The organism is Kitasatospora sp. Xyl93 (genome assembly GCF_055383135.1).
Map to the genome: position 1 here is coordinate 8686433 of NZ_AP029185.1, position 25158 is coordinate 8711590.

The following is a 25158-nucleotide window of genomic DNA, read 5'->3' on the forward strand; positions in this document are numbered from 1 at the left end:
CACCCGTGCCCGGAGCCCGCCACGCAGAGGGAGAGCACCATGGCACCCGACCGGCACCACGCCGCCGAGGCCACCACCAGCGCTACAACGCGAACCCGCACACGATCACTCGAGAGAACGGAGACCCGCGCCATGCATCGCCTCGGACCCACGGCGTGGACGCCTACCGGTAATCCTGCGTCGTGGTGACCCGGCCGAAGCGCGGGAAGGTCCTCGCCACCGCGAAGTCGTGTTCCTCCGCCGCCGTGGCCGACATGGCGTCGACGACGAACTCGACCTGGTAACCGAGATCGCTCGCGGCCCTAGCGGTCGACTCCACGCCCATGGTGGTGACCAGTCCGCCGAGGACGACCGTGTCGACGCCCAGTTCCCGCAGCCGGGCATCGAGGTCCGTGGTCGCGAACGCGCCGATGCTGCGCTTCACCAAGACGACGTCCCCCTGCTCCACCAGACCGGGCGCGAAGTCGCTGCCCGGCGGCTGCTCGGCGACGTCCGGCCGGTCGACGCGGATTTGGACCACCGGCCTCCTCTGCGCGCGGAAGGCCTCGGCCAACTCCCGGCATCGTTTCAGCACCTCGTCACCCGTGTGCGGGGCGAGGGGCAGCGCGATGATGCGCGGCATCAGATCGATCAGCACCAGAGCGGTTGTCATACTGCCCGACCTTAGGCCGTGTCTCGTAATTGATCTTGGTGGGGGCTATTGCTCCTCGGCTCGCAGCCACAGGATCAGCGAAGCGAGGACGACGCCGGCCCGGTAGCGCTTGGCCAGCTTGTCGAACCTGGTGGCCACGGCCCGAAATTGCTTCAGCCTGGCGAAGCAGCGCTCAACGACGTTGCGACCCTTGTAGGCGGTCTTGTCGAAGGCCGGCGGGCGCCCGCCGCGGCTTGCGCGGCGGGCGCGGCCGGCGATCTGGTCCCGGCGTTCGGGGATGGTCGCCCTGATCCGCCGGCGCCGCAGCAGCCGGCGGATCGTCCGGGAGGAGTACGCCCTGTCGGCCACGACCCGGTCGGGTCTGGTCCTCGGCCGCCCGGCCCCTGTGCGCGGAACACGGATCGCGTCGAGGACGGCGGGCAGCATCGTGCAGTCGGCCGTGTTGCCCGTGCTCAGCACGATCGACAGCGGCAGGCCCCGGCCGTCGACCGCCAGGTGGATCTTGGTGGTCAGCCCGCCCCGGGACCGGCCGAGCGCCTCGCGGCGCGCAACTGCTGCCGGATCATCCGATTCGTCCTCGGGCTGATCCCCTTTTTGCGGGCCCCGGCCGCGTGCTGGTGGGCCCGCGCGACCGTGGAGTCGATCGAGACCGTCCACTCCACGGACCCCACCGCGTCGTTGCGGACCTGGACCTCACGCAGAAGCGCGGCCCAGGTGCCGTCCTTCTCCCACTGGGCGAAGCGCCGGTAGACGGTCTGCCACGGACCGTACCGCTCGGGCAGATCACGCCAGGGGGCTCCCGTCCGCAGCCGCCACAGCACCCCGTTGACCACCTGGCGATGATCCCGCCATGGACGCCCGGCCCCGTCCCGCTGCGGCAACAACGGCTCTATCCGAGCCCACGCGGCATCCGTTATCTCTCCTCGACCCACCACAAGATCAATTATGAGACACGGCCTAGTACTGCAACGGTGCTTGCCGTGACGGTTGTTTGGTTCGCTCGTTGGACTGTTCATGGGTGGGGACATATCCGAGGTGGATGCTCGTTGGTGGTCGGCCGGGCTGGCCGGGTTGCATGAGCGGTTTGCGCCTCGGTTCGCGCGGAGCGAGCCGCGGGAGTCGGCGTTGGCCTACATGCGGGGACTGCTGGCGCCGTTGGAGCGCAAGAACGGCTGGACGGTGGCCGAGGAAGCCGGCCACGAAGGCCCGGACCGGATCCAGCGGCTGCTGAACCGGATCGACTGGGACGCGGACGGGGTGCTCGACGATGTGCGCGAGTACGTCGTCGAGCACCTGGCCGATCCGGACGGCGTGCTGATCGTGGACGACACTGGGTTCCTGAAGAAGGGCGTGCGGTCGGCAGGTGTGCAGCGGCAGTACTCCGGTACCGCCGGCCGCACCGAGAATTGCCAGGTCGGCGTCTTCCTCGCCTACTCGGGTGAGCGGGGCCGGACCCTGATCGACCGAGCCCTCTACCTGCCGAAGTCCTGGACCGACGACCGTGTGCGGTGCCGGGCGGCGGGGATCGGCGACGAGGTCGAGTTCGCGACGAAGGTCCAGCTCGCCCGGCGGATGGTCCGCCGCGCGATCGACGATGGGATCCCGTTCCGCTGGGTGACCGCGGACGCGGGCTACGGCTACAGCAAGGGCTGGCGCACCGAGCTCGAACAAGCCGACGTCTTACACGTCGTGGCCACCACCCGACACGACACCGTTGTCACCCGGCGGGCCCTGGACCACCCGCTCCACGACCTGATCGCCGACCTGCCCCGGCAGAAGTGGAAGCGCCGCTCCTGCGGGGAGGGCGCCCACGGCCTGCGGATCTACGACTGGGCCCGCGTCGAGGTCCGCCCATGGCATCGCCCGGACCGCAAGCACTGGGTCCTGGCCCGCCGCAGTATCACCGACTCGACGAAGATGGGCCCTGACCCCGGATGTTGGACACGGGGTTATGCGGCTTGGGCGAGTGTAGTTGATGTTGTGCTGAGGGCGGTCTCGTAGGCGATCGGGCTGCGGTATCCGAGGCTGCTGTGGCGGCGGACTGTGTTGTAGCGGTGGAGCCAGCGGAAGAGCTCCAGGCGGGCCTCGCGCTCGCTTGACCAGCTCTTTCGGCCTTGGAGGGTCTCGCGTTTCGCCGTCGCGTTGAAGCTCTCCGCGAGCGCGTTGTCAGCGCTGGACCCGACCGCGCTCATCGACTGCCGGACGCCGGCCCGGCGGCAGGCCTCGGCGAAGACCCTGCTGCTGTACTGGGAGCCGTGATCGGTGTGCATCACCGCCCCGTGCAGGCTGCCGCGGGTCCGCTCGGCCGCGGCCAGGGCGTCGATGACCAGCTCGGCGCGCATGTGGTCGGCGATTGCCCAGCCGGCCAGCCGGCGCGAGCACAGGTCGATCACGGTCGCGAGATAGCAGAACTTGCCGCCGCCGACCGGCAGATACGTGATGTCGCCGACGTACTTCCGGTTGGGCTGCTCGGCGGTGAAGTCGCGGCCGACCAGGTCCGGGGCCTTCGCCGCGGCGGGGTCCGCGATGGTGGTGCGGTGCTTGCGCCGCAGCCGCAGCCCGGCGATCTGGGCGGCGTTCATCAGCCGGGCGACCTTCTTGTGGTTCACGACGTCGCCCTGGTCGCGGAGCTCGGCCGTGACGCGCGGGACGCCGTAGGTGCCGTCCGAGGCGGCGTGGACCGCGCGTATCCGCGCGGTGACCTCGGCGTCCGCGGCCTGCCGGGCGGCGCGGTCGGGGGCGGTGGTCTGCCAGTAGTAGAAGCTGGACCGGGCGATGCCCAGGACCTGGCACAACCGCTTGACGCCGTAGCGGCGCTGGTGGTCGGCAACGAACTGGCAGCGGTTCACCAGCGCGTCTCCCCTGCGAAATACCGGGCGGCCTTGCGCAGGATGTCGCGCTCCTCCTCCAGCTCGCGGATCCTCTTGCGCGCGGCCGCCAGCTCGGCCTGCACCGCGTCAGCGGCCGGAACCGCCGCGAGAGCCCCGGCCGCCGAGTGCGAGGCGGGACGGCGTCCGTCGGCGGTCCGAATCCAGTTGCGCAGGGTCTCGGTGTTCACCCCGAGGTCCTCGGCGACCGACTTGATCGTCGCCCCCGGCCGGGACCGGTACAACGCGACCGCGTCCACCTTGAACTGCGGCGGGTAGTGCTTCATCACCATCTGTGCAGGACTCCTGTCCACCCGGACCATCAAGATCCAAGTGTCTCTGGTGTCCAACATCCGGGGTCAGGGCCCGATCTCCTACTACATCGCCTACGCGCCCGCCGGGGCCACCCTGAACGAGCTGATCGCCGTCGCGGGTGCCCGCTGGGCGATCGAGGAGTGCTTTCAGACCGCCAAGGGCCAGTGCGGCCTGGACGACTACCAGGTCCGCCGCTACCAGGGATGGCACCGGCACATCACCCTCGCGATGGCCGCCCACGCCTACCTCACTGTCCTGCGCGCCCAGCAACTCGAAAAGGGGCCGGACCCGCTCGAACGCCAGACCTGATACCGCTCACCGTCCCCGAGATCCGCCGGTTGATCACCGGCCTCACCCGGCCCGTCCGCCGCAGCATCGCCCACGTCCTGCACTGGTCCCATTGGCGCCGCCGACGCCAACACCAGGCCCGCACCAGCCACTACAAACGACGAGGCCATAACCCAGGGACTGAAGCGTCGTCACAATAACAACCGTTGCAGTACTAGGGCGTGTCTCGTAATTGATCTTGGCGGGGGTCATTGCTCCTCGGCTCGCAGCCACAGGATCAGCGAGGCGAGGACGACGCCGGCCCGGTAGCGGTTGGCCAGTTTGTCGAACCTGGTTGCCACTGCCCGGAATTGCTTCAGCTTGGCGAAGCAGCGCTCAACGACGTTCCGCCCCTTGTAGGCGGCCTTGTCGAAGGCAGGTGGGCGCCCGCCGCGGCTTGCGCGGCGGGCGCGGCCGGCGATCTGGTCCCGGCGTTCGGGGATGGTCGCCTTGATCCGCCGGCGCCGCAGCAGCCGGCGGATCTTCCGGGAGGAGTACGCCTTGTCGGCCACGACCCGGTCGGGCCTGGTCCTTGGCCGCCCACTCCCGAGACGTGGGACGCGGATGGCGTCGAGGACGGCGGGCAGCATCGTGCAGTCGGCCGTGTTGCCCGTGCTCAGCACGATCGACAGCGGCAGGCCCCGACCGTCGACCGCCAGGTGGATCTTGGTCGTCAGTCCGCCCCGGGACCGGCCAAGCGCCTCGCGGCACGCAACTGCTGCCGGATCATCCGATTCGTCCTCGGACTGGCCCCCTTTTTGCGGGCGCCGGCCGCGTGCTGGTGGGCTCTGGCGACCGTGGAGTCGATCGAGACCGTCCACTCCACGGTCCCCACCGCGTCGTTGCGGACCTGGATCTCACGCAGGAGTGTGGCCCAGGTTCCGTCCTTCTCCCACTGGGCGAAGCGCCGGTAGACGGTCTGCCACGGACCGTACCGCTCGGGCAGATCGCGCCACGGGGCACCTGTGCGCAGCCGCCACAGCACCCCGTTCACCACCTGCCGGTGATCCCGCCAAGGACGCCCGGCCCCGTCCCGCTGCGGCAACAACGGCTCAATCCGAGCCCACGCCGCATCCGTTATCTCTCCACGACCCACCACAAGATCAATTATGAGACACGGCCTAGACGCCGCCACCTGCCCGTTCTGCCCGCCGCGTGTCCCGTCGGCTGCCGTCCGGCTGCGGCCCGGAGGCCGAAAGCGCCGCCGCTCGTCGTCCCCGTCCGGCCGCCGTCTCCGTGCCAGCTGCGCGCTGCCGTTGTGCCGTCGCCGTCCGACTGCTTCGTTTGTCCCGCTCAGACCGGGCCGCTTCCGCCTGCCTTGGCTGTGCCGCAGCCGGTAGCCGCCGCCCGGGACGATGGCGGGTCCGGACCGTCGCTGCTCCGCCGTCCGGCCGCTGTCCGGGCCCGCTGTGCCCGCCGGGCCCGGCCTCCGTCGGCTGGGTTTGGCGTGGCCCCCTGTGTTGGTGTCTGGCCGGTTGTGGGTCGTTTCTGGCGCCCCGCAGGGGGCCGGGTCGATCTGCTCGTCGGTGTGGTGGGCCAGCCGACTGCACGACATCCTGCTCGGTCGACCTGGTGCTGCTCGCGGCCGTCCGGTCGCCGCCGTCCCGCGTCGGGCCGGCTTGTCGCCATCCGGGTCCTGCTCGTCGGGTGCTGCTCGCTGCCGTCCCGGTCCGCTTCCCGCCGTCCGGGACCGGCCCGTCGCCGTCCTCGTCGCCCAGGCCGCCGTCCTCGGCGCCTCGGACGCCCTACTCGCCGCCGTCCCGCCCGGTCGGCGCTGCGGCGGATGGGGCGGGAATCGGGCACAAACCTTCCCCTGACGGACCGTCACTGAAAGACTTGCCGTGAGCCGGTCCAGGCCGGGCGTCAGCACCAGGAAGCCAACGGGAGTGTCTCCATGTCGCGCAGCCTGATCACGTCTGCCGCGAAGGGCGTGGCCACCACGGCGGCCGCCGCTGCCCTTGTTCTCACCACCACCGCCGGGGCCGGCGTGGCCGTGCCGGCCGCCATCACCGCCAAAACCACCACCGCGTCCCCCTCACTCGCCTTCGCCTACTTGACCATGGTTTTCGACCAGTGGTCGCACAAGACGCCGGACGCCGAGGACTCAAGCCACGTCGGCTGGCTGTACAAGGGGAGGAGCTACTTCTACTGCTGGACGCGGGGACAGGACTACCACGCGGTGGAGAACGGCCGTTACAGCAATATCTGGCTGAAGACCGACGACGACACCAAACACAAGAACGTCTTCGTCAGCGACACCTACCTGGACGCCTACGGCTGGCAGAACGACACGGCGGTCTTGCCAAAGTGTGTGATGTGACCCCGGCGGGCACCACGAGGACGCAGGCCGATCACGCCGGTCTCGTAGGGCTCTTATGGGCGTCGTATACGGGAGGCCTGCGGCCCTGTGCTGGGAAGCAGCGCGTTAGGTAGGAAAGCAACGTCGTGCTCGCGTACGGACGGAGACGGTCATGCACGCACACCGGAGGCCGGAACGGAAATCCTCCGAGGGCCCGCGGCGCACCGCGGGGCCGGACGTCGGCGCGACTGGCCAGGGCCCTGCGCGGGCCCGGCTGCTGACCGCCGCCGACCTGAGTGGTCTGCAGCGAAGCGTCGGCAACGCTGCGGTGGGCAGGATGCTGGCCGAGCACGGGTCCCGGGCCGGTGGGCCGGCGGCCGCGGTGCACGAGGTGTTGCGTGGGGCCGGGCGCCCGTTGGACGACCGGACGCGGACCGACATGGAAGGCCGTCTGGGGGCGGACTTCTCCGATGTCCGCCTGCACACCGGCCCCGCCGCGAAGGCCTCCGCCGCCGAGATCGGTGCCCGTGCCTACACCTCGGGCAACGACGTAGTCATTGGTGAGGGCGGCGCGGACCGCCGCACGCTCGCCCATGAGCTGACCCATGTGATTCAGCAGCGCTCGGGGGCGGTCGCCGGGACGGACAACGGCTCCGGCCTGAGGATCAGCGACCCCGCCGACTCCTTTGAACGCGAGGCCGAGGCGAACGCCACGCGGGCCCTGGCAGCGCCGGTTCAGCGGATGACGGGGCAGTCGCTGACGGAGTCGGAGCGGGACGTGTCCGGGCGGGGCGTCCTGCGGCGCGCCGCCGTTCAGCGGGCCCGAGTGCAGGTCGGTGGCGAGGGCCGAGCGGAGGTGGTGGAGAAAGCCGTCCAGGACGCGCAGGCCAATCATCGAGGAAGCCCTCGGCCTGCTCGACGAGATGAAGGAACGGAACTACCCGCTGGACGAACCGATCTTCGTCCGGTACTTCGGGCAGCACGTGGACAAGGAGATCTTCAGCCACATCGAGGAGGTCTACGAGGGCGCGAGTGACATCCTCGAATCGGTCCTGATCGAGGACCACCAGCCGAACATGATGGTCGGCAACGAGGCGGGCGTGCACGCGTACACCGTCCAACACGGTCCGATCAGCCTCGCCGACAGGTTCTGGAGCAGCAACAGCCGCCAGCAGGCCCTGACCCTGGTGCACGAGGCGACGCACGCCGCCTCCGACACCCACGACGAGAGCGGGTTCGGCCGCTCGGCCGCCGAAGCGTTCGCCGCCGCCTCGCCTGCCGGGGCCCTCATGTGCGCCTACAACTACGAGTACTTCGCGGACGAAGCGGGCTCGGCCTCGCTGAGTCCGGAGAGCGAGTCGGAGAGCGAGTCGGAGAGCGAGCGGGTCAGCGAGTCGGAGAGCGGCTCCGACTGAGTGACCCCACCGGGGTGGCTGTGCGTGGGCGGGGCGGCCGGAGCTGAGACCTGCGGATCGGCGTGTAGCCGCTGGCGTCCGCCAGCTGGTCGGCCGTGCGGGGCTGTCGATGAGTGGCGCGCGCCCGGGGGTGCCGACCGCTGCGGGCTGTCGGCGGCGACCGACGAGGCGAAGCACAGCGGCACTTGGTGGGGCCGTTCTCGGTCGGATGTCCTGACGCAGGCCCTGCTTCGGGGAGGCGCCACCCACCGCCCGCTGCACGGCGCGGACAACGTGCCGCGCAGCGGGGACAACGTGCTGACCGAAGATGCGCGGGGTGCGGGACAATCCGTCCGTCGAGTCGGCCGCCCCGGGACAACGCCCGGGGCCCAGCCGACCCTGCTGCCGCCGCACCGGTTCGCCGGGCCCGCTCCGAGCCGCCGCCCCTGGGCGCCCGCCGCCGCCGTCGGGCGTTGGCCGCGTCGCGCCGCTGTCCTCACCGTCTTCGGCGTCCACACACCAACCCCGGTGCCGGGCCGCCGGGGCCCCTGCTGCCGGTTCCGGGGGGCGGGGACAACCCGGACTCGACCCCGGCACCGCCCTGGGACAACGTCTGTCTCACCGGCCCGGTCCGTCCCTCCGTCCGCTGCCCCGGGCCGGTCGGCTATCCGCCGGGTGCCCGCCCCGGGCACACTCCGCGGTCCGGCCGCGCCGTCCCGGTCGCCCGCCCCCACCGGCCGCCGGCCGCACCCCGGGCCCGTCCGGTCCGCTCCAGCTCCTGGAGATTCCGCTCCTACCCCCGGCCCGGGCGCCCGCCCCACCGTTATTGTCGCCGTGCTGTCCGGCCGGGCCGCCGTGCTGCGCGGTGCCGCCCGTGTCGCTGGGGCGGGCGTCCGTCCGGGGCGGTGGGGGAGTGACTTCTCCTGCCTCCTGCTACCGCCGCCCGGGCCGTCGACCGCCCGTTCCCATCCGGCCTGGGCTCCGTCTGCCGTCGTTCGGACTCCGCCCCGTCTGCCGCTGCGCGGCCGTCCTGCCCCGGCCGTCTCCGGCTCCGGGCCTGGCGGACGCGTGGGGGAGTGGCCCCGCCGCCCCGCCGCGGTAGACGTGCTCAGATCGGGAGCTGTAGGTATGCCCGCGAGGTTCGGTTCCGTGCGACGATTCTTCGGGTGAAGAGCCGTGATGATGGTCTCCTCGGCGTCTGCTGATCGAGCCGCTGACTGTGGTGGCTACCGACGCCTCGGAGCAACTGGCCTGGGTGGCCGTGCGCGGGGTGACGACGGACGACATCGCTTTGGATTTCGAGCATGCCTTTCGGATGGCCGAAAGCCTGGTGAAGGAGGGGGCTCTCGACCCGGCGGTCGTGCCTGACCTGGGTGCGATCGATCTGATCTTCGGGGAGATGAGCGGCCAGGATCAAAGTGGCCGGTGGACCGAGGACGTAGTGGCTGCGGATCCGGGCTGGGCCCAGGCCCGGGCTTTGGCCCGCCAGGTACTCGTGGTGCTGCTGGGAGAGTGGCGCCTGCCGCTGCCCGAGGTCTGCGTAGTGCGGTGAGGCCGGCCTGATGGTGACCTGCTCAAGCCGACTCGAACTTGACCATTGCGTCGCCCGCAACTGCGGCCTCAGCGAAGAAGTTCTTTAGTTCCTTGAGGTCGGCGGCCATATCCTCTGCCCATTTTTGGCTCCACGGCGTGGAGAAGCCCAGGGACGTGACCTGTCGTGCCAGCGCAGCATCCAAGCCTCTCAACAGGTCGTCGACCGCGACTTCTTGCAGGAAGGCTGAGGCGTCCTGCACCTGGTTGGGGCGAAGCACCCACAGCTCTGTCCTGACGAACCCGTACTCGGGGTCTTCCTTGCCCTCGACCCGTTGCTCACCCCCGAAGACCGGCAGCTGAGCGACGTCACGGGAGGTCGCGCTGGCTGCTGTCAACGCGAAGTGCATCAAGTGGCCGTTGCGCTCCACGGCCATCACCATGCCGGTCTCGCGGAGCGGCTTGAATTCCGGATCGCACCAGTGCGGCACAAGCGCGTCCAGCTCCTTCGGTGAGAGCTCATCCAGCGACTTGCCGGCCACACGCCGCCAGAAGAAGTCCACGCTCATCTCGCCACCCACTCCCATGCTGCTGCCCGGCATCCCTGGTGCCGCTCGCACGGCAGGTTAGGTGACCGCTCTGACAAACCGGGCGAATGCCAGGACGGCAAGCTGAGCACGTTCATCTGGCTGCGGTCCTGGCTGCCGTTTCCCGCTCCCGCTCCCGCTCCCCGGCCGCTGCCCGTCCGCCGTGCCGTCCGCCGTGCCGTCCGCCGTGCCTGCTCGTCCCCCGGCCGCTGTCCGTCGTCCTGGCCCGGTGGTTGCCCACCTGCTGCGTTCCACCCGGCTGCCGTCCGGCTGCCGTCTTGGCCGGCGGGAGGAGGCCGAAGGCGCCGCTGCTCACCCCCGCCCGCCCGCTGTCGTACGGTCCCGGTTGCTGCCGGGCCCTGGCGGCCGCCGTCCTGGCCGCTTCGCTGGCCCGGCTCACGCTGGCCCGCCGTCCCCTCGGCTGCACCGCAGCCAGGAGTCGCCGGCCGGGCCGGGCCGGGCCGGGGCGATGGCGGGCCCGGACCGTTGGTGCTCCGCCGCTGGCCGCCGTCGCTCAGCCCGCCCGTCGTCCGCCGTCCTCCCGGCCCGGTCGCTGCCGTTGTGCCTCCGCCGTCCCGTCCCGGCCTGGCCGCCGCTTCCCGCTCCCGCCGTCCGGCCGCTTCGCTGGTCCCGCTCACGGTGGGCCGCTTCCGGCCACCGTCCGGCTGCCAGGTCGACGTCCTGCTCGCCCCACCCATCTGCCGCCGACCCGGCGCCCCGGCCGTCCCGCCCGTCCGGTGTCGTACGGTCCGCCAGCCGTCCGGGGCCGCTGCACGCCACCCGGTAGTCGTCGGCCCCAGTGCCCGCCGTCGCTGTCCAGGTCCGCCCGGACGGCTGCGCCCTGCAACGCGCGCTCGGCTGAGCCCCGCTCGCGGCCGCCGTCCGGCTGCTGTCGTCAGTTGTTCCCGGCCGGTGCTCGCTGCTGTCGTACGGTCCCGTCGACGTCGGCGTGCGCCCGGCCGGCTGCGTCCCGGTCGGCTGGTGGAGGCCGAAGGGCGCCGCGGCTCGCTGTCTCCGGACGGCCGCCGTCCGCCGTCCGGCTGCCGCGGCTGTCCTGCCCGGCTGGCGCCGGTCCGCTTCGCCAGCCGTCTGGGGCCGCTGCGCTCCACCCGGTAGTCGCCGGCCGAAGGCGGCGCTGCTCACCCCCTCCTGTCCGCTGTCGTACGGTTCCGGCTGCTGCTGGGCCGCAGCGGCCGCGGTCCGGCTGGTTCGCTGGTCCGGCTCATGCTGGGCTGCTTCCGCTCCTGGGCTGTGCTGCAGCCGGTAGTCGCCGGCCGGCCGGGGCGATGGCGGGTTCGGACCCGTTGCTGCTCCGCCGTTCGCCGTTCGCCGCCTGCCCGTGGTCGTCCTGGTTCGGACCGTTGCTGTTGTGCCTTCGCCGTCCCGTCCCGGTCTGGTCGCCGTTTCCCGTTCCCGCCGCTCGGCCGCACGGCCGCGGGCCGCTCCGTCCGGCCGTGGCTGCGGTCCGGTTGTCGTACGGGCCCCGTCGACATCGGCGGCTGCCCGGCTGCTGCCGGGCCGTCGGCCGGGGCCGCTGTGCTCCACCTGGCTGCCAGCCCGGCCGGCGGGTGTAGGCCGGAGGCGCTGCCGCTCGCGGTACTCGTCCGGCCCGTACGTCTCCTCCGGGCGCCCGCCGTCGTCCCGGTCCGGCCGCTGCCGCGGTGCCTCCGCCGTCCCGCCTGGCCTGGCCGCGGCTGCGGTCCGGGTGTCGTACGGGCCCGTCGACATCGGCTGTTGTCCGCGCGCTGGCCGTTGGTGCTCACCTGCTGCGCTCCACCCGGCTGCCGTTCGGCTGCGTCCCGGCCGGCCAGCGGCGGGCTCGAAGCTGGAGCTGCGGGAGAAGGCTCGGCCGGACCGGCTGGAGCGCCCGCAGTGCGAACAGGCCTGCGCTGCAAAGGAGTTGGGCCCGCTGGTGCTGCCGGTCCCGACCCGGCGCGAGCTGGTGGCCGCGCTGGTCTCTGTGCTGTGACGTGGGCGGATAGCCCTGTTCCCCTGTGTGTGGTGTGGGTGCGACAGGTGGGTGCGACAGGGCGCGGGGGCGGGGCTGCTGCTCGGCGGTGGCGGTCGGGAAGGCCGGCCTTCCCGACCGCCTGGTCCTGGTGGTGGTGCTCGGCGGCCGGTGGCTGGGGGCCGGGGCGGTGGGTGCGGGGTGCAACGCGAGGGGTGCAACGCGGTGTTGCGCTGGGGTGCGACACGGGGCCGTGTTGCGGGTCTGACCAGGTGCTATGTGGCCGGGAGCGGGGGCGGGTGGGCGTGTTGCGGTGCCGTGTTGCACCGGGCTGTTCGGTCCGCCGGCCTCGGCGGTTCCCGCCGCCCGTGATCTGTGACAGCGAAGTTGGGACGATTGTCACCAAAGTCGGGACAACGCTGGTTTGTGACACTGAACTTGGAAGTGATCGGTCTCGTCGGTCGCCTGAGGCTCCTGCCGACGGACGGCGCGGTAGGTTGCTCGTCATGACTGAGCTTGGACCCGTGGCTTGGCCGCCTGAGAAAGTGTTGGGTAATTGATCAACTGCGTGCCGTGACGCGCTGGCGGTGATCTTCGCGGTCGGGGTGTCCGCGAAGATCACCGCCATGTGTGTCTGCGCGTGCAAGCCGTCCTATGACTCGTCGTTGACGGATGCCCAGTGGGCGGTGATCGAGCCGCTGCTGCCGGTTCGGGATCCACGCCGGGCCGGCCGTCCGTTGAAGTTCCCGCGTCGGCTGGTCGTGGACACCGTGTTGTACGTGCTGGTCAGCGGATGCGCGTGGCGGCTGGTACCACACGACCTCGCCCCCTGGGACGTGGCCTACCGGTGGTTCCGTGCCTGGACGGCGGACGGCGTCTGGGACCGGGTCCACGACGTGTTGCGGGAGCGGGTCCGGGTGGCCGACGGACGGGATCCACAGCCCTCGGCGGCGGTGCTGGATTCGCAGTCGGCCCGCAGCCACCAGGGCGGGCAGGCGATCGGCTACGACGCGGGCAAGCGGGTGCGGGGCCGCAAGCGGCACCTGCTGGTGGACACCTGCGGGCTGGTGCTGCGGGTGGTCGTGCACTCGGCCTCGGTGCAGGACCGGGCGGGCGCGAAGCTCGTCCTCGCCGGCATCAGGGACATGTTTCCGCAGGTCGGGTTGGTCTGGGTCGACGGCGGTTACGTGAACGTGGTCGATGCCGGCCTGGTCGGCTGGGCGGCGGAGCACGAGGGTCTGGCGGTCGTCGCGGTGCCGCGCAACGCGGATGTGAAAGGGTTCCAGGTGCTGCCCCGCAGGTGGGTGGTCGAGCGGACATTCTCCTGGCTGGGACGGTGCAGACGGTTGGCACGGGACTACGAGCGCAAGACCGCGCACGCCGAAGCGATGATCAAAGTCGCCATGATCCGGCTCATGGCCGCCCGCCTCGCCGGCGAGGAGATCGAACCACGCGGCCCCATCGAGACCGAAGCAGCCCGCCGCCTCGCCGACGACCTCAAGAACGAGTGATCACCCGATTACCCAACACTTTCTGAGCCGATCAGGACCAAGAGGCTCGTGCTCCGTGAGCCCGAGACCCGGGACCGTGCGGCGTTCATCGAGTTGCTCGCCTCGCCAGAGGTGCACACCTACCTCGGCGGCCCCCGGCCGCGTGACGAGCTTGAGCGCGTGATGTCCGGGGCGCCCGAACGGTGGCCCGGGAGCTTCGTCGTTGAGCTCGACGGGGCGATGATCGGCCAGATCCTGCTCAGGAGAGCAGCGGGGAACCGTCGCCCGGCTGCCGCTGGGAAGGCCGAGCTCGGCTACCTGTTCCTGCCGCAGGCATGGGGATTCGGGTACGCCTCCGAGGCGTGCGCGGCGGCACTCGGCTGGCTCGCCGACACACTTCCCGGCGAGCCGGTGGTGCTCACCACCCAGAGCGCCAACGTCGCCTCGATGCGTCTCGCGGCGAAGCTGGGCTTCACCGAGGTAGAGCGGTTCGAGGCCTGGGACGCCGAACAGTGGCTCGGCCTGCGGTCCCCCACCACGCCGACTGATTGAACTCGCACTCGACAGCGCGGATCCAAGAGGGGCCGCCGATCGATCGTCGGCCTCATCGCGCCGCTTGCGCCAGTACTTCCCAACTTCGCTGTCACAAACAGGCACTGTTCCCAACTTCGGTGACAACTGTCCCGACTTTGCTGTCACAGGTCAGCCCGCGCCGTCCGGTGCCGTACCCGCGCTGGCGCGCCCTGGCCGCCGTCCTGGTCGGCCGCCAGGACGTCCCGCTGCGCCCCCGTCTCGGCCGGCGGCCGCCCGTGCCGGCCACCTGGCCGTTCGGTGCGCCCCGCCTGGTGGCGGTCCTGGCTGCCGCCCGCGGTGCTGCCCAGGGCCGTCGTCCAGGCCCCGTCGTCCTGGCCGGTTCCGGGTGCGCGCTGCCCGGTGCCGGGCCCCGCTGCGCCCCGCCCCGCTGTGCCGTCGAGGCCCCGTCGTCCTGGTTCGGTGTTCGGTTTGGTGGTGCTGCTCCGGGAATTGTTTGGTTGACGCTGGGCGGGATTTCCTGGGTGCGTCTGGAGGGCGGTTGCCGTGTCGGTACGGAGGGCCGTAGGCCCCTTTCCAGCGTGCCTGAATGGGATTTCTGACCGCTGCGCCGTGCGAGTCTTTAGGATTGCAGCCTGAAAGGACGACGGAGAATAATTCGTATTCCGTCTGTGAGTGTGGCTGGATAGAGCGGGTACGGGCGTTTCCGCGAGATTTTTTGTTCGCTTCCCGAGCCCGTCCGGGAATCGGTGCTATAGAGCCGTACGGAAGTCGGGGAAACGCCGCCGAATATGCTTCGGATACCCGGCTGGGATTCTCGGTTGCGGGCCCGTTAGGGGCCGTCGTCCGGGCTGTTCGTGAGGCCCGCCACCGGATTCGGGGAGGCCCGGGCCGGGCCGGAGGCCCACCGGCGTCCCTTCGAGGGCCGCAGGCCCCGCCCCAGGTGATATGCGGTGTGTGGCTTGCAGTGGTGGTGCGTCACGTGTTTTCAGTGGCCGGTGTTCTGGTTGGGTTGGTCAGGGCGTCAAGTCGCTGAAAGTTGGTGGCGTGTTGGCGTTGAAACACGGTGTCGTTGTTCGGTGAGGTTTTGCTGCCACCTGCTATGACGGCTGCCGGAGGCCGACGCGGCCGATGGTGGGACTTGCTGGTGCGACCACACCATGGCCTGTGTGTTCACTAGCCGTTGCTCTATCGATCTTTGTGATCGTGAGTTCGAGTCTGCCGACTCGGTTGGGTGATCTTCTGGTCGGCGGGGCATGGAAGTGGGGCCTCCCGCACAGCTCGTGGGTGTCGAATCCAGCCGAGCAATCAGGAGGCCCCTGGTGCTGCAGTCTTCCGTCTCTCTGGCGTTGCCGTCCAACTCCGCACCCCTGTCGTGTGATTGCCTCGCTCACCGGTTCGGGAACGCCGGCAACCGGCCGCACAGGCGTCCGAGGTACCCCTCGGACATGACCGACGCGGAGTGGGCCGTCGTGCGCGACGCGATGCCCGTGCCCGCCTGGCTGGAAGGCCGCGGCGGGCAGCCGGAGGGCTACTGCCACCGGCAACTGGTCGACGCGGTGCGCTACCTGGTCGCGGGCGGCATCGCCTGGAGGGCGGTGCCCGCGGACTTCCCCGCATGGGACCGCGTCTACGCCTTCTTCCGGCGCTGGCGGGACAAGGGATTGGTCGCCGAGTTCCACGACCGGCTGCGCGACCGGGTCCGCAAGGCGGCGGGTCGTGATCCGGAGCCGACCGCCGGGATCGTCGACGCGCAGTCGGTGAAAGGGGCCGCGTCGGTGCCGGCCGTGAGCCGGGGGTTCGACGGCGGGAAGAAGGTGAACGGCCGCAAGAGGCACATCGTCGTGGACACCCTCGGGCTGCTGCTGGCCGTCATGGTCACCGCTGCCTCGGTCACCGACCGCGAGGCCGGCCGAACCCTGCTGGAGCGGATGCGTGAGCGGCACTGGCGCATCTCGCTGGTGTGGGCCGACGGCGGCTACACGGGAGGCCTGGTCGACCTCGCCCGCGACGTGCTGCGGATCGCGCTGACCGTGGTCAAGCGGACCGATGATGCCACGGGCTTCGTGGTGCTGCCGAAAAGGTGGCTGGTGGAGAGGACGTTCGCGTGGCTGATGCACTCACGCCGCCTGGCCCGCGACTACGAGAGGCGCACCGACACCTCCGAAGCGATGATCCGGTGGTCGATGAGCATGGTTATGAGCCGCCGGCTCGCCCGGCGGGCACACTGAACATTCCCGGCCGCTCCTCGACGAGCCAGCCCCGCGCGGCCAGCCGCTTGGCCTTCGACCGCACTCCCTCCACCTTCGCCGGAACCGGCTCCAGCCCGAGTGTCGCCGCGAGCTGCCGACAGTCCATCTCCTCCCCGTCCCGCTCGACCAGGATCTCCACGAGCCGCTGGTAGTCCGGTGCCAGCACTGCTGGGGCGAGTCCTTCACGCCATTGCGGCACCACGGAACCGGGCACCGCTGCGGCGACCTGCTTCGTCCCCTCATCGGCCGCCACAACCGACGGCCCGTCTTCGCCGCCGCGAGGAAGGGCCAGCACCTCGGCCACCGTCTCACGGGCGATCACGAACCGTTCCCACGCGGCTTCCGCCTCCCGCAGCTCGGCCTGAAGGGCCTCCACACGTTGCCGGGCGGAGCGTTCACGCTCCTCCAGCAGCCCCATCACCGACGGCATCCGGCACCTCCACCGAAGAGACGACACGACAACCCGTCTCTGCCACCGAGGCACCGGCACTACGCCTGACCAGCGGAAACGCACCCGTCATTATCGGAAAGACAACGACTTCTCAGCGGGCCAGGCCGTGCTGGTCTGCAGCGAGTTCAGAGCGGATGAGTTCGAGGAGGCGGCCCGTCCAGTTACGCCCTGTCTGGTCGTGCTGGCTCCAGTAACGGGAGCGCATGTCGGTGTAGAGGATCGTGGCGTCTCCTGTCTCGACCAACACCTTTGCCAAGTCGGGGTGTTGGAAGAACTTCGCGCGCAGTAGCCGGGCCATCACCGCAGCGCGGGCCTGTTCCCAGCCGGGGTGCCGGGGAGCGGCCTTGGCGGCTTGCTGCGCGTCGTAGGGGGTGTTCGCGGCGCGGATCGTCTCCCGGTGCTGCTCGTGCGTGGTGGACAGGGCCCAGTAGGCGTGGCTGACGGTCGGGTACGCCACACCGTCGATCTCGATCGGTGCCGGGTACTCGTTGCGCAGGACCAGGACGCCGGGATCGGCCGGCCAGCCGTTGGGGTAGACGACCTGGCCCAGTTCGATGGCAGGCGCGTGGGCGACATCCGCTCCGTCCACGGGGCGGCGCGCGGCGGCCCGGGCGAGTGCCTGGTCGCGCTCGGCGAAGTACGCCAGCGCATGCTGGTACATCTCGTCGGTGACGACCGGCCCGCCACCGAACAGGCGCGCCCCGGCCCCGGCGGCGAGGGCTTTCAGCGGCCAGTCTTTGGCGTCCATGTCGCCCAGCGCGTAGCGGCGCAAATGCTCGGGGACGGCCAGGTACGCCTCCCGCAGCCCGGCGCGCTGTTCCTCGCTCGGCTCGGCGCGGAACGCGGTGACTGCTGCCAGGCAGCGGCCGGTGGAGTCGGGCCGGCCGTTGAGGCGGTCGATCTCGTCGCGGACCTCACCCAGCAGTTGTTCCGGTGTCGTCCACGACTGGACCTCAGCGAACTTCCATGCGGCCACATGGTGGGCCGACGCCCGCGCACCGTCCTCGAGCGTGGTGGCGACCCACCCGCTGCGCAGCTTCTCTGCGAACTCCTCGACGGTGACCAGTCCCCAGCAGTCGACCAGCCCGTCGGCATAGATCAACAGGTCCGTGAGGAAGTAGTCGCTGCCGTTGCGGATGAACACGTGCCGCCACGTACCAAGGATGCGTTCGCCGTCCGCATGCCTGAAAGTGCGCCGGAATCCTGACATGCCCGCCAGCGTAGAGGCCGCCGTTCCGCGTTCCTCCTGCAGGGCCCGGCCCACTGATCGGTGATGCCGTCTTGCTGCTGAACGGCTGTTGTCGCCCGCGACTGTACTGCTGAAACCTGGTGCCGTTTTCGTTCCGTCCATCGTGTGCCGCATCGCGGCGTGTCGGGATGAGACCGCCTGGCCGTGGGCAGTCTCGCCGCGCAAGGCAGCGGTCCTGCTGCGAGACCACCAGTGGGGGAGGAGTCATGGAATGCGCGAACCAACCATGCGCCCGCAGACACCGCCGCCCGCGCCAGGCCTTTTCACAGGAGAGGCCGGCCGCCGTGGTGGGGCGTGAGGGATCGGTGGCCCGGTTGATGGATCTGGACAGCCGGGGGGAGCTGACCACCGCTCACGTGCGTCTGGTCGCGTCGGCGATGGGGGTGTCGGAACGGGCGGTCTGGTACTGGGTGGCTGCCGCCCGTACGGAGGGGCGGCTTTCGGCCCGGCCGCGCGAGCGGACGGTTCTCACCCCGGAGGTTCGGCGTCTGCTGACGTTCTGGGGCGGGAACACCGCCGCGGTCCACCGTGAGCTCGCCGCCGGGGCCGCCGACGATCCCACTGCCTCCTTTCCATCACTGCGGGCCCTGCAGCGGGCGGTGCGCAGGGATCTGTCGGTGGGGGAGCGGGCGGGTCTGCGGGGCGGGGAGGCGGCCCGGTGGGCGTATGACGTGTTCGGGAAGCGGCCGGCGTTGTGGCCTCGCGGCACACCCCCCTGCTCCCACGGGCCCGGCCGGCTGCGCCCCACGTCAGCCGCGGAGCCCTCGCCAGACCGGTTGCCGGAGCCGGCCGGCGTCGGTCAGTTCCAGGAACTCGACCTCGGCGTGGAGCTCGGGCCGTACGAACCGCACCTCGGTGCCGCGCGCCAGCCCCAGGCCGGCGCCGGTGGTGAACGGTGACACCGGGACGGCGAGGCGGCGCAGGGTGGCGGCCAGGGCACGCTTCTCGGCGGTGACCATGCCGCTGCTGACCGAGCCGACGAACAGGAGCCGGCCGTCGTCGGCTGGGGCGGGGACGCCGACCAGGACGGCGCGCACCGAGGTACCGCCCGGGCCGCCGGGCAGCCAACCGCCGATCACGACGTCCGCCACCCGCAGGTGCTTGACCTTGGTCCAGTCCCGGGAGCGGCTACCGGGCCGGTACAGGGAGTCGCGCCGCTTGGCCACGACACCCTCCAGCTGATGCTCGCGAGTCCAGCCGTAGGCGTCGGTGACCGAGTCCCAGACCGGCGGCACCCGCAGGTGCGGCCGCTCCAGCTCCAGGCCCTCCAGCAGCTCGCGCCGGCGCGCGTACGGCTCGTCGAGCAGTGACCGCTCACCGGTGTGCAGCAGGTCGAACGCGACGTACAGGGCCGGCGCGGCGGCCGCGCCGGCCCGCACCGCGGCCGGGCGGGTGCGGTGGATGCGGCCCTGCAGCGCGGCGAACGACGGGATACCGGAGCGCATCACCACCAGCTCGCCGTCCAGGACCAGCGGGCCGCGGACCTCCGTGAGCGCGTCGGCGACCTCGGGGAACCTGCCGGTGAAATCCACGCCGGAGCGGCCCAGCAACCGCACCGGCGCCGCCTCGGGCACGTACGCAACGCACCTCGCCCCGTCCCACTTCACCTCTGCGGCCCACCCCGGCCCGGACGGCAGCGGGCCGGCCGTCGCCAGCATCGGCTCGATGTGGGGCAGCCGCACCCGCGCGGATCCTCGGGCACTCACACCTCAAGGGTGCCGCCGGGCACCGCCCGGAGCGGAACTGGATACACCCATCCGCCAGCCCCGGGGAGGTGTGTGCCGCGGGCTGCCGCACGGGCTCAATGCCGGGATTCGGCGGCGGCGCGGCTGGCGGTGACGACCTGAGCCGAGGCGTTCGGCGAGCCGGGCAGCTGGGTGAGTGGTCACCCGAATGCGATGGTGTGCGGCAGGGCGAGCGCGATCGCCGCGACGGCCCCGCAGCCCGAACAGGCCCTCGGTGTGCTGGCGGGGCAGGCGCTTCTGGGTCTGCTTGATCGGGGCGTTGCCGCCGTCCGGCTGGCACAGCTGCTCGGCGGTCGCCGGCCAGCCGGAGCGGCGGCGGGCCTACGGCGCTCGTAGATGGAGCCCTGGCGGGCCGCGCCTCCCGCTCGGGCCTCGGCGGCTGCCGTCCCGGCGCCGGCGTGTCCGCGCTGACCGCTGAACGACCGCTTCGACCGGTCCGCCAGGGAATTTAGGTGCCATAAAAGCCTCATACAGCTATAACGTGGCAAATCACCTGATAGCGAATGAGTATCTATACGGATAGGGGTCAGTCGGTTACCTGAATAGGATTCCTGCTGACTGAAAGTTGTCGGGAGGGGAGTGCTGTGGGGCATCTCAAGGTCGATCCAGGTGAAATCCGCATGTCCGCAGGAGCGGCGCGAGCTATCGGCGAGGACTTCGCGAAGCCCAGCCAGGCCGCTGTTACCGCCAGTCAGACCGCCGCCAGCCAACTGACCGGGTGGGCGGTAGCCGCGCGGCTGAACCAGGTGGCCGGTAGCTGGGCGCCGGTGCTGGCGGGTGTCAGTGACCGCCTGACGAAGACGGCCGACAACCTCACCGCCACGGCACAGGCCTACGCGAACAACGAGAACGCCAACGCCGAGGTCTGGCAGAAGCAGCACATCGGCGAAGCATGGGAGAAGCCGGGCCAGTGAGCATGTTCGAGTTGCTGCTCCGCTTCGACCCGACCGGACTGCACGAAGCTGCCAAGGCCTGGCGCGCCCTGTCCAACGGGGCGCAGTCCGCTGACACCCGGCACCGCAGCCAGGTGAACGCCCCACTGAGGAACGGCAACTGGGAGGGGGAGGATGCGCAGAAGGCGTTCTACACCCTGGGCCGGAATGAGCAGATCCTGGAGATCGTGCGTGTGGAGTCCGCCGCTGTCGCACTCGCTCTGGACACCGTCGCCGACCGGATCTACCAGGCGCAGACCAATCTGAAGAACGCCGTGCACCGCGCCGAGGAGTGGGGCCTGACCGTCGGTGCCGACGGGATAGTGAATCTGCCGGCGCTGAGCAAGGGGGAGCAGAACGATCCCGAGGCCGCGTCCAACCCGGAGCGCAAGTCGCTGGAGACCCTGCGCACGCAGGCACAGGAGCGGATCAATAAGGCACTGGCCGATGCGAAGGAGGCGAGCGACAAGGGCGTCATCGCCCTCGGCCGCCTTGACGCCGACATCCTGACCAGTCCCAGGACGTTCGGCTCCGTCGCCGAGACTGCCACGGACGTGAAGGACGTGGCGAAGGATCTCGGCCTCTCCGATCCTTACGTTCCCGAGAACAAGGACCCGCAGAAGTCCGCGGACTGGTGGAAGTCGCTGACCCCGGAGCAGCAGAGCAGTTACCTGGCGCTTTACCCGGACAAGGTCGGACAGCTGGACGGCCTACCCGCAACGGTCCGGGACGAGGCGAACCGGCTGGCGCTCGACCAGGAGTTGGACCGGCTGAGGTCCGGTACCGCGCGTGGAAGCGGAAGCGACCAGGGGGTGTACAACCTCCGCGAGCAGAACCTGATGAAGCTCAAGGAGCAGCTCGACCAGCACGACAGTATGGCCGAGGACAAGCAGTTGTTCCTGCTCTCGTACGACTCCAAGTCCTACAGCGGAGACGGTAAGGCGGTCATCGCGATGGGCAATCCCGACACCGCTGACCACACTGCCGTCATGGTGCCGGGGACCGGGACCACTGTCGGCAGCACGGGAGGCCAGATCGAACGCATCAACAGCATGCAGGAGGCCGCGAAGGAGGCGTCGAAGGGGACGAACCAGAAGGTCTCCGTGATCTCGTGGCTCGGATACGACGCACCCGAGATCCCGGTCCTGCAAGAAGCGAACGCCGCCATCGCCGGCACCACTCGGGCGGAGGACGGAGCCGAGGCCCTGCGCCAGTTCACCCAGGGCACGCGGGTCGCCCAAGGCGACCACCACAGCCACCTCTCAGTGTTCAGCCACAGCTACGGGACGACCCTTGTCGGTGCGGCTGCCGCCGGCGGACAGGGACTGGGGGCCGACGACATCGTCGCCATCGCCAGCCCAGGAATGACCGTCCAGCGCGCCGACCAGCTCCACATCGACCCGGCCCACTTCTGGACCGGCCGGGCGGCAGACGACCCGATCGAACTCGCCACAGAACTCACCCTCGGCGACGACCCGATGGTCAGACCGTTCGGCGGGAACAACATTCAGACCGACACCTCTGGGCACAGCGGGTACTGGGACGCCGGCAGTAAGAGTCTCGACAACCAGGGCCGCATCATCGTCGGGAAGCAGCCGACCACGGTTCCCAAGGAATACCCCACCCCGCCGCCTCCCCCGTAACAACCGGCGCCGGGCCAATCACAGCCCGGCCGCTCGGTCCTCATCCTGTACCGGCCGCAAGGACTCACTGTGCCGTTCCACCTGCCACGATTCGCTGTACGCCCTCTCGAGGCCCGACGCCTGAGGGCCGCGGCGATCGCACTCTGTCTGCCCCTCATCCTCGGAGGATGCATGTCAACGCCTGGTCCCAACGATCCGATCCCTGTCAAGGCCCGCCAGGACGCCCAGGACTGGGCGCAGCACATGACCGAATACATGGCGCAGGCCGCCGGCGCCACCCTCGACGCGGGTAGTGCCGAGCCGAAATTCAGCAACTGTGTCGGTAAGAACGACGAGGTCCGCAACGACGGCCGGTACAAGCTGGCGTACGCGGTCTACAGCTCCGCCCCGCTTGAACAGCACCCCGAGGCTGTCCGCAAGGTTCGCGCAATGCTCGAACAGCAGGGCTTCAAGATCGATGGCTACCGGGAGACCACCGACGGCAAGGTGGACACCGTTCTCGACGCCTCCCAGGAATCGAGCCGGTACATGGTCACGGTCGAGACCACGACCGGAGGACTTCTCCTCTTCCGGGTCAGGACCCCCTGCCTGATGCCTCCCACCCCGTCACCGGCTTCGCACTGAGTACCGCAACTCGGCAGGCAACCGCATCGACGCCGCCGTCCAGTCCGGTACCGCCTCCGTGCTCCTGCGCCGACTCGGGGGCCAGTGAGCGGCCACTGCACCGAGGTCTCAGCTGGCCCATGGCAACGGCAACGGCCCTCGACAGGCGGAAGCGGTGACGAGAGTGCGCCGTCGCCGCCGAGCCGCAGGGCTGCGTCACAGGGTGATGACGCGGGCGGGCGAGGCATACGACGTGGCTCGGCGTGTCGATGACGAACTCGGCCAGGCTGCGTTCGTAGGGATCGGGAGCCGACGCCAGTCGCAGACGCTGTGGCGAGCGCTGCCCGCTGACGCTCGCTCCCAAGGGCCCGCACTGACCCCGCAACCCGTCCGACCAACCGCCGGACTCAGGAGCACGATGGCTGCCAGCGTATCCCGCACCCCCCGGTGGTTCACCGCCGCTGCGCTCCTGCTCGCGGTGCTCAGCGGATGCTCGTCCGCCCATCCCGCCGACAGGAGTGACACACCGCCCGTGAAATCCAAGGCCGACGCTCAAGCCTGGGCGCAGCAGATCACCGAGCACATGGCCCAGACGGCCGGGATCGAGACCGACGCGTCGACCATCGACGCGCTCTTCACCCCGTGTACCGGTAAGAACGGCGAGACCGCCCCCGACGATCGGTACATCCTGATGTACAGCGTCAAGAGCACGGTGCCCCGTGCCCAGCACCCGGAGGCGGTCAGGAAGGTCCGCGACATGCTGGTCGGCGAAGGTCTGACCGTGAAGGGCTACCGCGAAACCGTGGACGGCAAGCCGGACGCGCTCGTCGACGCCTTCCATCCCAGCAGCCGCTACTCAGCGACGGCGTCCACGTCGGGTACCGCTGACCGTATGTACCTGCGGGTCGTCACCCCCTGCCTACTCCCTCCCCCTGAAGAGGCGGCTCCTACGTCCTGACGCCGGCCACCCGCAGCGCGGCAGGAGAACGGCGAGGCCGCCCAGCGAGGGCGGCTTCGCCGTTTCGATGCTGGTGGGCACCTGCTCGGCGATCGCCCACGGCGTCCTTCGCCGGGGCCGCAGACGGGTCGTCGTACTCCCGGGAGATCACCTGGACCTGGCCCGACTCGGCGTCGTAACGCACAGTGTCCAGGCCCTGGCGGTCGAGCTCGGCGATGGTTTCGGCGTGGGTGGTGGTGTTCAAGGCGAGCATCCCGACCGGCGAGTGCCTCGGGCCGAGCTCCACCTCCTCGCGGAGCAGGATCTGCATCAGGCGGTTGGCGGAAGCCGAGGGCAGGTCCTCGTCCACAGCGACGTGCAGCATCAGTTGTTCCTCGCCGCTGGTCCGCCATCGGACCTGTGCCACCCACGCCGAGCGGACGGCGGGGAACTCGCGGACCCGTCGAGCCAGTGCGTCGCGCAGGGCGATCGCCACCGGGTCGGTGGACCAGTCGAGCTTCATCTCTGCCCCGGACCCGTAGGTCGCCCAGTCCTGCAGCACCTGCTCGGGAAAGATCGCCTGTCCCTTTCCGGAACGGACCCCGAGCACGGCGACGCCGGTCTTCTCCAGGATGTCCCTCAGTCGCGCCGCGTCGCAGTGCACCATCCCGGCGGCCTCCGCCAGCAGTTGCGTGCCGAGTGCCGCGTCGGTGAACCCGAGCAGTGTGGGCGGCTGCTTGTCGTCGGGGAGGAACATCACCGATCCGGTGTCGGTGACGGGAACGAACACCCCGTCGTCGAACAGCGCGGTGAGCACCGCCTCCGGTGCGGGCTCGTGCCCGTCCGCACGACGGTCGAGAAGGTCGGCGAGACGTACGTTCGAATGCTCGATCACGCGTGCAGCGTAGTGCCCGGCCGGCCGCCGCCAGCCCCGCCCCATCGGGATCCGACCAGCACTCCGGTTCCAACAACCGTGACCAAGTTCCAACTAACGTGTCACGGCTCACACCACCAGGTCGCCGGGTACAGGCCACCCGCAAGATACAGATCCCAATCGCAAGATACGGATCTCAGTCACAGTTCCGTCGGCCGCGCGCCGCCCCGGCCGGCCGTTCCCCCGCAACGGGCTCTTCTCGACCAGAGATTCCGTGACGTGGGCCGGGGCGTCGCCTATGTGTCCGGGATTCCGGCCCGCCCGTTGTTCCGTGACGCCGTACCGGTGACGGAACCCGGTGGTACGTGGCCACATGGGGCGGCGGCCGTTCAGTTCCTGTCAGCGGTCGTAGGCGGTGTCCAGTTCGCGGCGGGCCAGGAAGGCGCGAAGGTCAGGCGGTGACCTGCTGCACCCTCTGTCCAGCCCGGCGGGCGTCTCCGGCGTCGGCGGTGACGCACTTCAGTTCGGCCTC

General features: G+C 70.4%; 20 protein-coding genes and 2 pseudogenes. 13 read left to right on the plus strand and 9 right to left on the minus strand.

Features of this window, described 5'->3' with window-relative positions; genetic code table 11:
* Window positions 1-163: 163 nt before the first annotated feature.
* On the minus strand, window positions 164-637 hold the full coding sequence (locus tag ACZ5GH_RS37815; protein ID WP_464336676.1) for an isochorismatase family protein: 474 nt from the start codon (window positions 635-637) through the stop codon (window positions 164-166).
* Window positions 638-697: 60 nt separating this feature from the next.
* A protein-coding gene (locus tag ACZ5GH_RS37820) for an IS5 family transposase (protein WP_464336939.1) occupies window positions 698-1584 on the minus strand; the annotation gives its coding sequence in 2 pieces (ribosomal slippage) (window positions 698-1230 and window positions 1230-1584; 888 coding nt in all).
* A gap of 82 nt (window positions 1585-1666) precedes the next feature.
* Here ACZ5GH_RS37820 and ACZ5GH_RS37825 point away from each other — a divergent pair.
* Window positions 1667-2557, plus strand: a pseudogene (locus ACZ5GH_RS37825) (IS701 family transposase); the annotation flags it as partial.
* 44 nt (window positions 2558-2601) lie between these two features.
* Here the strand turns inward: ACZ5GH_RS37825 and ACZ5GH_RS37830 are convergent.
* Window positions 2602-3812, minus strand: a protein-coding gene (locus ACZ5GH_RS37830; RefSeq protein WP_464334099.1) for an IS3 family transposase whose coding sequence is annotated in 2 segments (ribosomal slippage) — window positions 2602-3518 and window positions 3518-3812 — 1212 coding nt in all. Because the reading frame shifts where the segments join, the coding sequence is not laid out codon by codon here.
* Between the two features lie 76 nt (window positions 3813-3888).
* Between ACZ5GH_RS37830 and ACZ5GH_RS37835 the strand changes: the two are divergent.
* Window positions 3889-4143, plus strand: a pseudogene (locus ACZ5GH_RS37835) (IS701 family transposase); the annotation flags it as partial.
* A 227-nt stretch (window positions 4144-4370) separates the two neighbouring features.
* On the opposite strand, the gene ACZ5GH_RS37840 reads toward ACZ5GH_RS37835, so the two are convergent.
* Window positions 4371-5257 (minus strand): IS5 family transposase gene (locus ACZ5GH_RS37840; protein WP_464336677.1). Its coding sequence is split into 2 segments (ribosomal slippage): window positions 4371-4903 and window positions 4903-5257, totalling 888 coding nucleotides; the frame shifts between segments, so codons are not numbered across the junction.
* 798 nt (window positions 5258-6055) lie between these two features.
* On the opposite strand from ACZ5GH_RS37840, the gene ACZ5GH_RS37845 reads away from it, so the two are divergent.
* From ACZ5GH_RS37845 to ACZ5GH_RS37860, 4 genes are all read left to right on the plus strand, one after another.
* A complete protein-coding gene (locus tag ACZ5GH_RS37845; protein WP_464336678.1) occupies window positions 6056-6481 on the plus strand; it encodes a hypothetical protein in 426 nt (141 codons plus the stop codon).
* A 418-nt stretch (window positions 6482-6899) separates the two neighbouring features.
* Complete coding sequence (locus ACZ5GH_RS37850; RefSeq protein WP_464336940.1) at window positions 6900-7496, plus strand: eCIS core domain-containing protein; 597 nt, start codon at window positions 6900-6902, stop codon at window positions 7494-7496.
* Window positions 7384-7875, plus strand: a complete 492-nt coding sequence (locus ACZ5GH_RS37855; RefSeq protein ID WP_464336679.1) for a M35 family metallo-endopeptidase — start codon at window positions 7384-7386, stop codon at window positions 7873-7875. The genes ACZ5GH_RS37850 and ACZ5GH_RS37855 overlap by 113 nt, the downstream gene beginning before the upstream one ends.
* Before the next feature lie 1201 nt (window positions 7876-9076).
* Window positions 9077-9406, plus strand: coding sequence for a hypothetical protein (locus tag ACZ5GH_RS37860; protein ID WP_464336680.1), 330 nt, complete (start codon window positions 9077-9079; stop codon window positions 9404-9406).
* 22 nt (window positions 9407-9428) lie between these two features.
* Here the strand turns inward: ACZ5GH_RS37860 and ACZ5GH_RS37865 are convergent, their stop codons facing one another.
* The gene (locus ACZ5GH_RS37865) at window positions 9429-9953 is read right to left on the minus strand and encodes a DUF1877 family protein (RefSeq protein WP_464336681.1); all 525 of its coding nucleotides are present in this window, start codon (window positions 9951-9953) and stop codon (window positions 9429-9431) included.
* Between the two features lie 2592 nt (window positions 9954-12545).
* Between ACZ5GH_RS37865 and ACZ5GH_RS37870 the strand changes: the two genes are divergently transcribed.
* The 3 genes from ACZ5GH_RS37870 (at window position 12546) to ACZ5GH_RS37880 (ending at window position 16171) form a co-directional block, all read left to right on the plus strand.
* The gene (locus tag ACZ5GH_RS37870) at window positions 12546-13430 is read left to right on the plus strand and encodes an IS5 family transposase (protein ID WP_464336941.1); all 885 of its coding nucleotides are present in this window, start codon (window positions 12546-12548) and stop codon (window positions 13428-13430) included.
* 48 nt (window positions 13431-13478) lie between these two features.
* On the plus strand, window positions 13479-13961 hold the full coding sequence (locus ACZ5GH_RS37875; RefSeq protein WP_464336682.1) for a GNAT family N-acetyltransferase: 483 nt from the start codon (window positions 13479-13481) through the stop codon (window positions 13959-13961).
* Between the two features lie 1427 nt (window positions 13962-15388).
* A complete protein-coding gene (locus ACZ5GH_RS37880; protein ID WP_464336683.1) occupies window positions 15389-16171 on the plus strand; it encodes an IS5 family transposase in 783 nt (260 codons plus the stop codon).
* On the opposite strand, the gene ACZ5GH_RS37885 is transcribed toward ACZ5GH_RS37880, so the two are convergent.
* The 3 genes from ACZ5GH_RS37885 to ACZ5GH_RS37895 form a co-directional block, all read right to left on the minus strand.
* Window positions 16137-16622 carry a hypothetical protein gene (locus ACZ5GH_RS37885; RefSeq protein WP_387760888.1) on the minus strand — a complete coding sequence of 162 codons (486 nt, stop codon included), beginning with the start codon at window positions 16620-16622 and terminating at the stop codon, window positions 16137-16139. The genes ACZ5GH_RS37880 and ACZ5GH_RS37885 overlap by 35 nt on opposite strands.
* A gap of 112 nt (window positions 16623-16734) precedes the next feature.
* Window positions 16735-17853, minus strand: coding sequence for an NADAR family protein (locus tag ACZ5GH_RS37890; RefSeq protein ID WP_464336684.1), 1119 nt, complete (start codon window positions 17851-17853; stop codon window positions 16735-16737).
* 788 nt (window positions 17854-18641) lie between these two features.
* Entirely contained in the window at window positions 18642-19598 is a 957-nt protein-coding gene (locus tag ACZ5GH_RS37895) for an ATP-dependent DNA ligase (protein WP_464336685.1), read from the minus strand.
* A gap of 623 nt (window positions 19599-20221) precedes the next feature.
* Here ACZ5GH_RS37895 and ACZ5GH_RS37900 point away from each other — a divergent pair.
* From ACZ5GH_RS37900 to ACZ5GH_RS37915, 4 genes are all read left to right on the plus strand, one after another.
* Complete coding sequence (locus tag ACZ5GH_RS37900; RefSeq protein WP_464336686.1) at window positions 20222-20551, plus strand: hypothetical protein; 330 nt, start codon at window positions 20222-20224, stop codon at window positions 20549-20551.
* Window positions 20552-20553: 2 nt separating this feature from the next.
* Window positions 20554-22212 (plus strand): alpha/beta hydrolase, encoded by a 1659-nt coding sequence (locus tag ACZ5GH_RS37905; RefSeq protein ID WP_464336942.1) that lies wholly within the window; start codon window positions 20554-20556, stop codon window positions 22210-22212.
* Between the two features lie 171 nt (window positions 22213-22383).
* Complete coding sequence (locus ACZ5GH_RS37910) at window positions 22384-22836, plus strand: hypothetical protein (protein WP_464336687.1); 453 nt, start codon at window positions 22384-22386, stop codon at window positions 22834-22836.
* Window positions 22837-23233: 397 nt separating this feature from the next.
* Window positions 23234-23773, plus strand: coding sequence for a hypothetical protein (locus ACZ5GH_RS37915; protein ID WP_464336688.1), 540 nt, complete (start codon window positions 23234-23236; stop codon window positions 23771-23773).
* On the opposite strand, the gene ACZ5GH_RS37920 is transcribed toward ACZ5GH_RS37915, so the two are convergent.
* Window positions 23763-24692, minus strand: a complete 930-nt coding sequence (locus ACZ5GH_RS37920) for a hypothetical protein (protein ID WP_464336689.1) — start codon at window positions 24690-24692, stop codon at window positions 23763-23765. The two genes, ACZ5GH_RS37915 and ACZ5GH_RS37920, sit on opposite strands and share 11 nt — an antisense overlap.
* Window positions 24693-25158 lie beyond the last annotated feature (466 nt).

Excerpts from the sequence above, each read along its gene's own strand:
- ACZ5GH_RS37855 (WP_464336679.1), top strand. The coding sequence starts at position 7,384 with ATGAAGGAACGGAACTACCCGCTGGACGAACCGATCTTCGTCCGGTAC.
- ACZ5GH_RS37885 (WP_387760888.1), bottom strand. The coding sequence starts at position 16,622 with ATGCCGTCGGTGATGGGGCTGCTGGAGGAGCGTGAACGCTCCGCCCGG.
- ACZ5GH_RS37920 (WP_464336689.1), bottom strand. The coding sequence starts at position 24,692 with ATGGGGCGGGGCTGGCGGCGGCCGGCCGGGCACTACGCTGCACGCGTG.
- ACZ5GH_RS37905 (WP_464336942.1), top strand. The coding sequence starts at position 20,554 with ATGTTCGAGTTGCTGCTCCGCTTCGACCCGACCGGACTGCACGAAGCT.
- ACZ5GH_RS37865 (WP_464336681.1), bottom strand. The coding sequence starts at position 9,953 with ATGAGCGTGGACTTCTTCTGGCGGCGTGTGGCCGGCAAGTCGCTGGAT.
- ACZ5GH_RS37915 (WP_464336688.1), top strand. The coding sequence starts at position 23,234 with ATGGCTGCCAGCGTATCCCGCACCCCCCGGTGGTTCACCGCCGCTGCG.
- ACZ5GH_RS37845 (WP_464336678.1), top strand. The coding sequence starts at position 6,056 with ATGTCGCGCAGCCTGATCACGTCTGCCGCGAAGGGCGTGGCCACCACG.
- ACZ5GH_RS37870 (WP_464336941.1), top strand. The coding sequence starts at position 12,546 with ATGTGTGTCTGCGCGTGCAAGCCGTCCTATGACTCGTCGTTGACGGAT.
- ACZ5GH_RS37880 (WP_464336683.1), top strand. The coding sequence starts at position 15,389 with ATGACCGACGCGGAGTGGGCCGTCGTGCGCGACGCGATGCCCGTGCCC.
- ACZ5GH_RS37850 (WP_464336940.1), top strand. The coding sequence starts at position 6,900 with ATGGAAGGCCGTCTGGGGGCGGACTTCTCCGATGTCCGCCTGCACACC.
- ACZ5GH_RS37910 (WP_464336687.1), top strand. The coding sequence starts at position 22,384 with ATGTCAACGCCTGGTCCCAACGATCCGATCCCTGTCAAGGCCCGCCAG.
- ACZ5GH_RS37890 (WP_464336684.1), bottom strand. The coding sequence starts at position 17,853 with ATGTCAGGATTCCGGCGCACTTTCAGGCATGCGGACGGCGAACGCATC.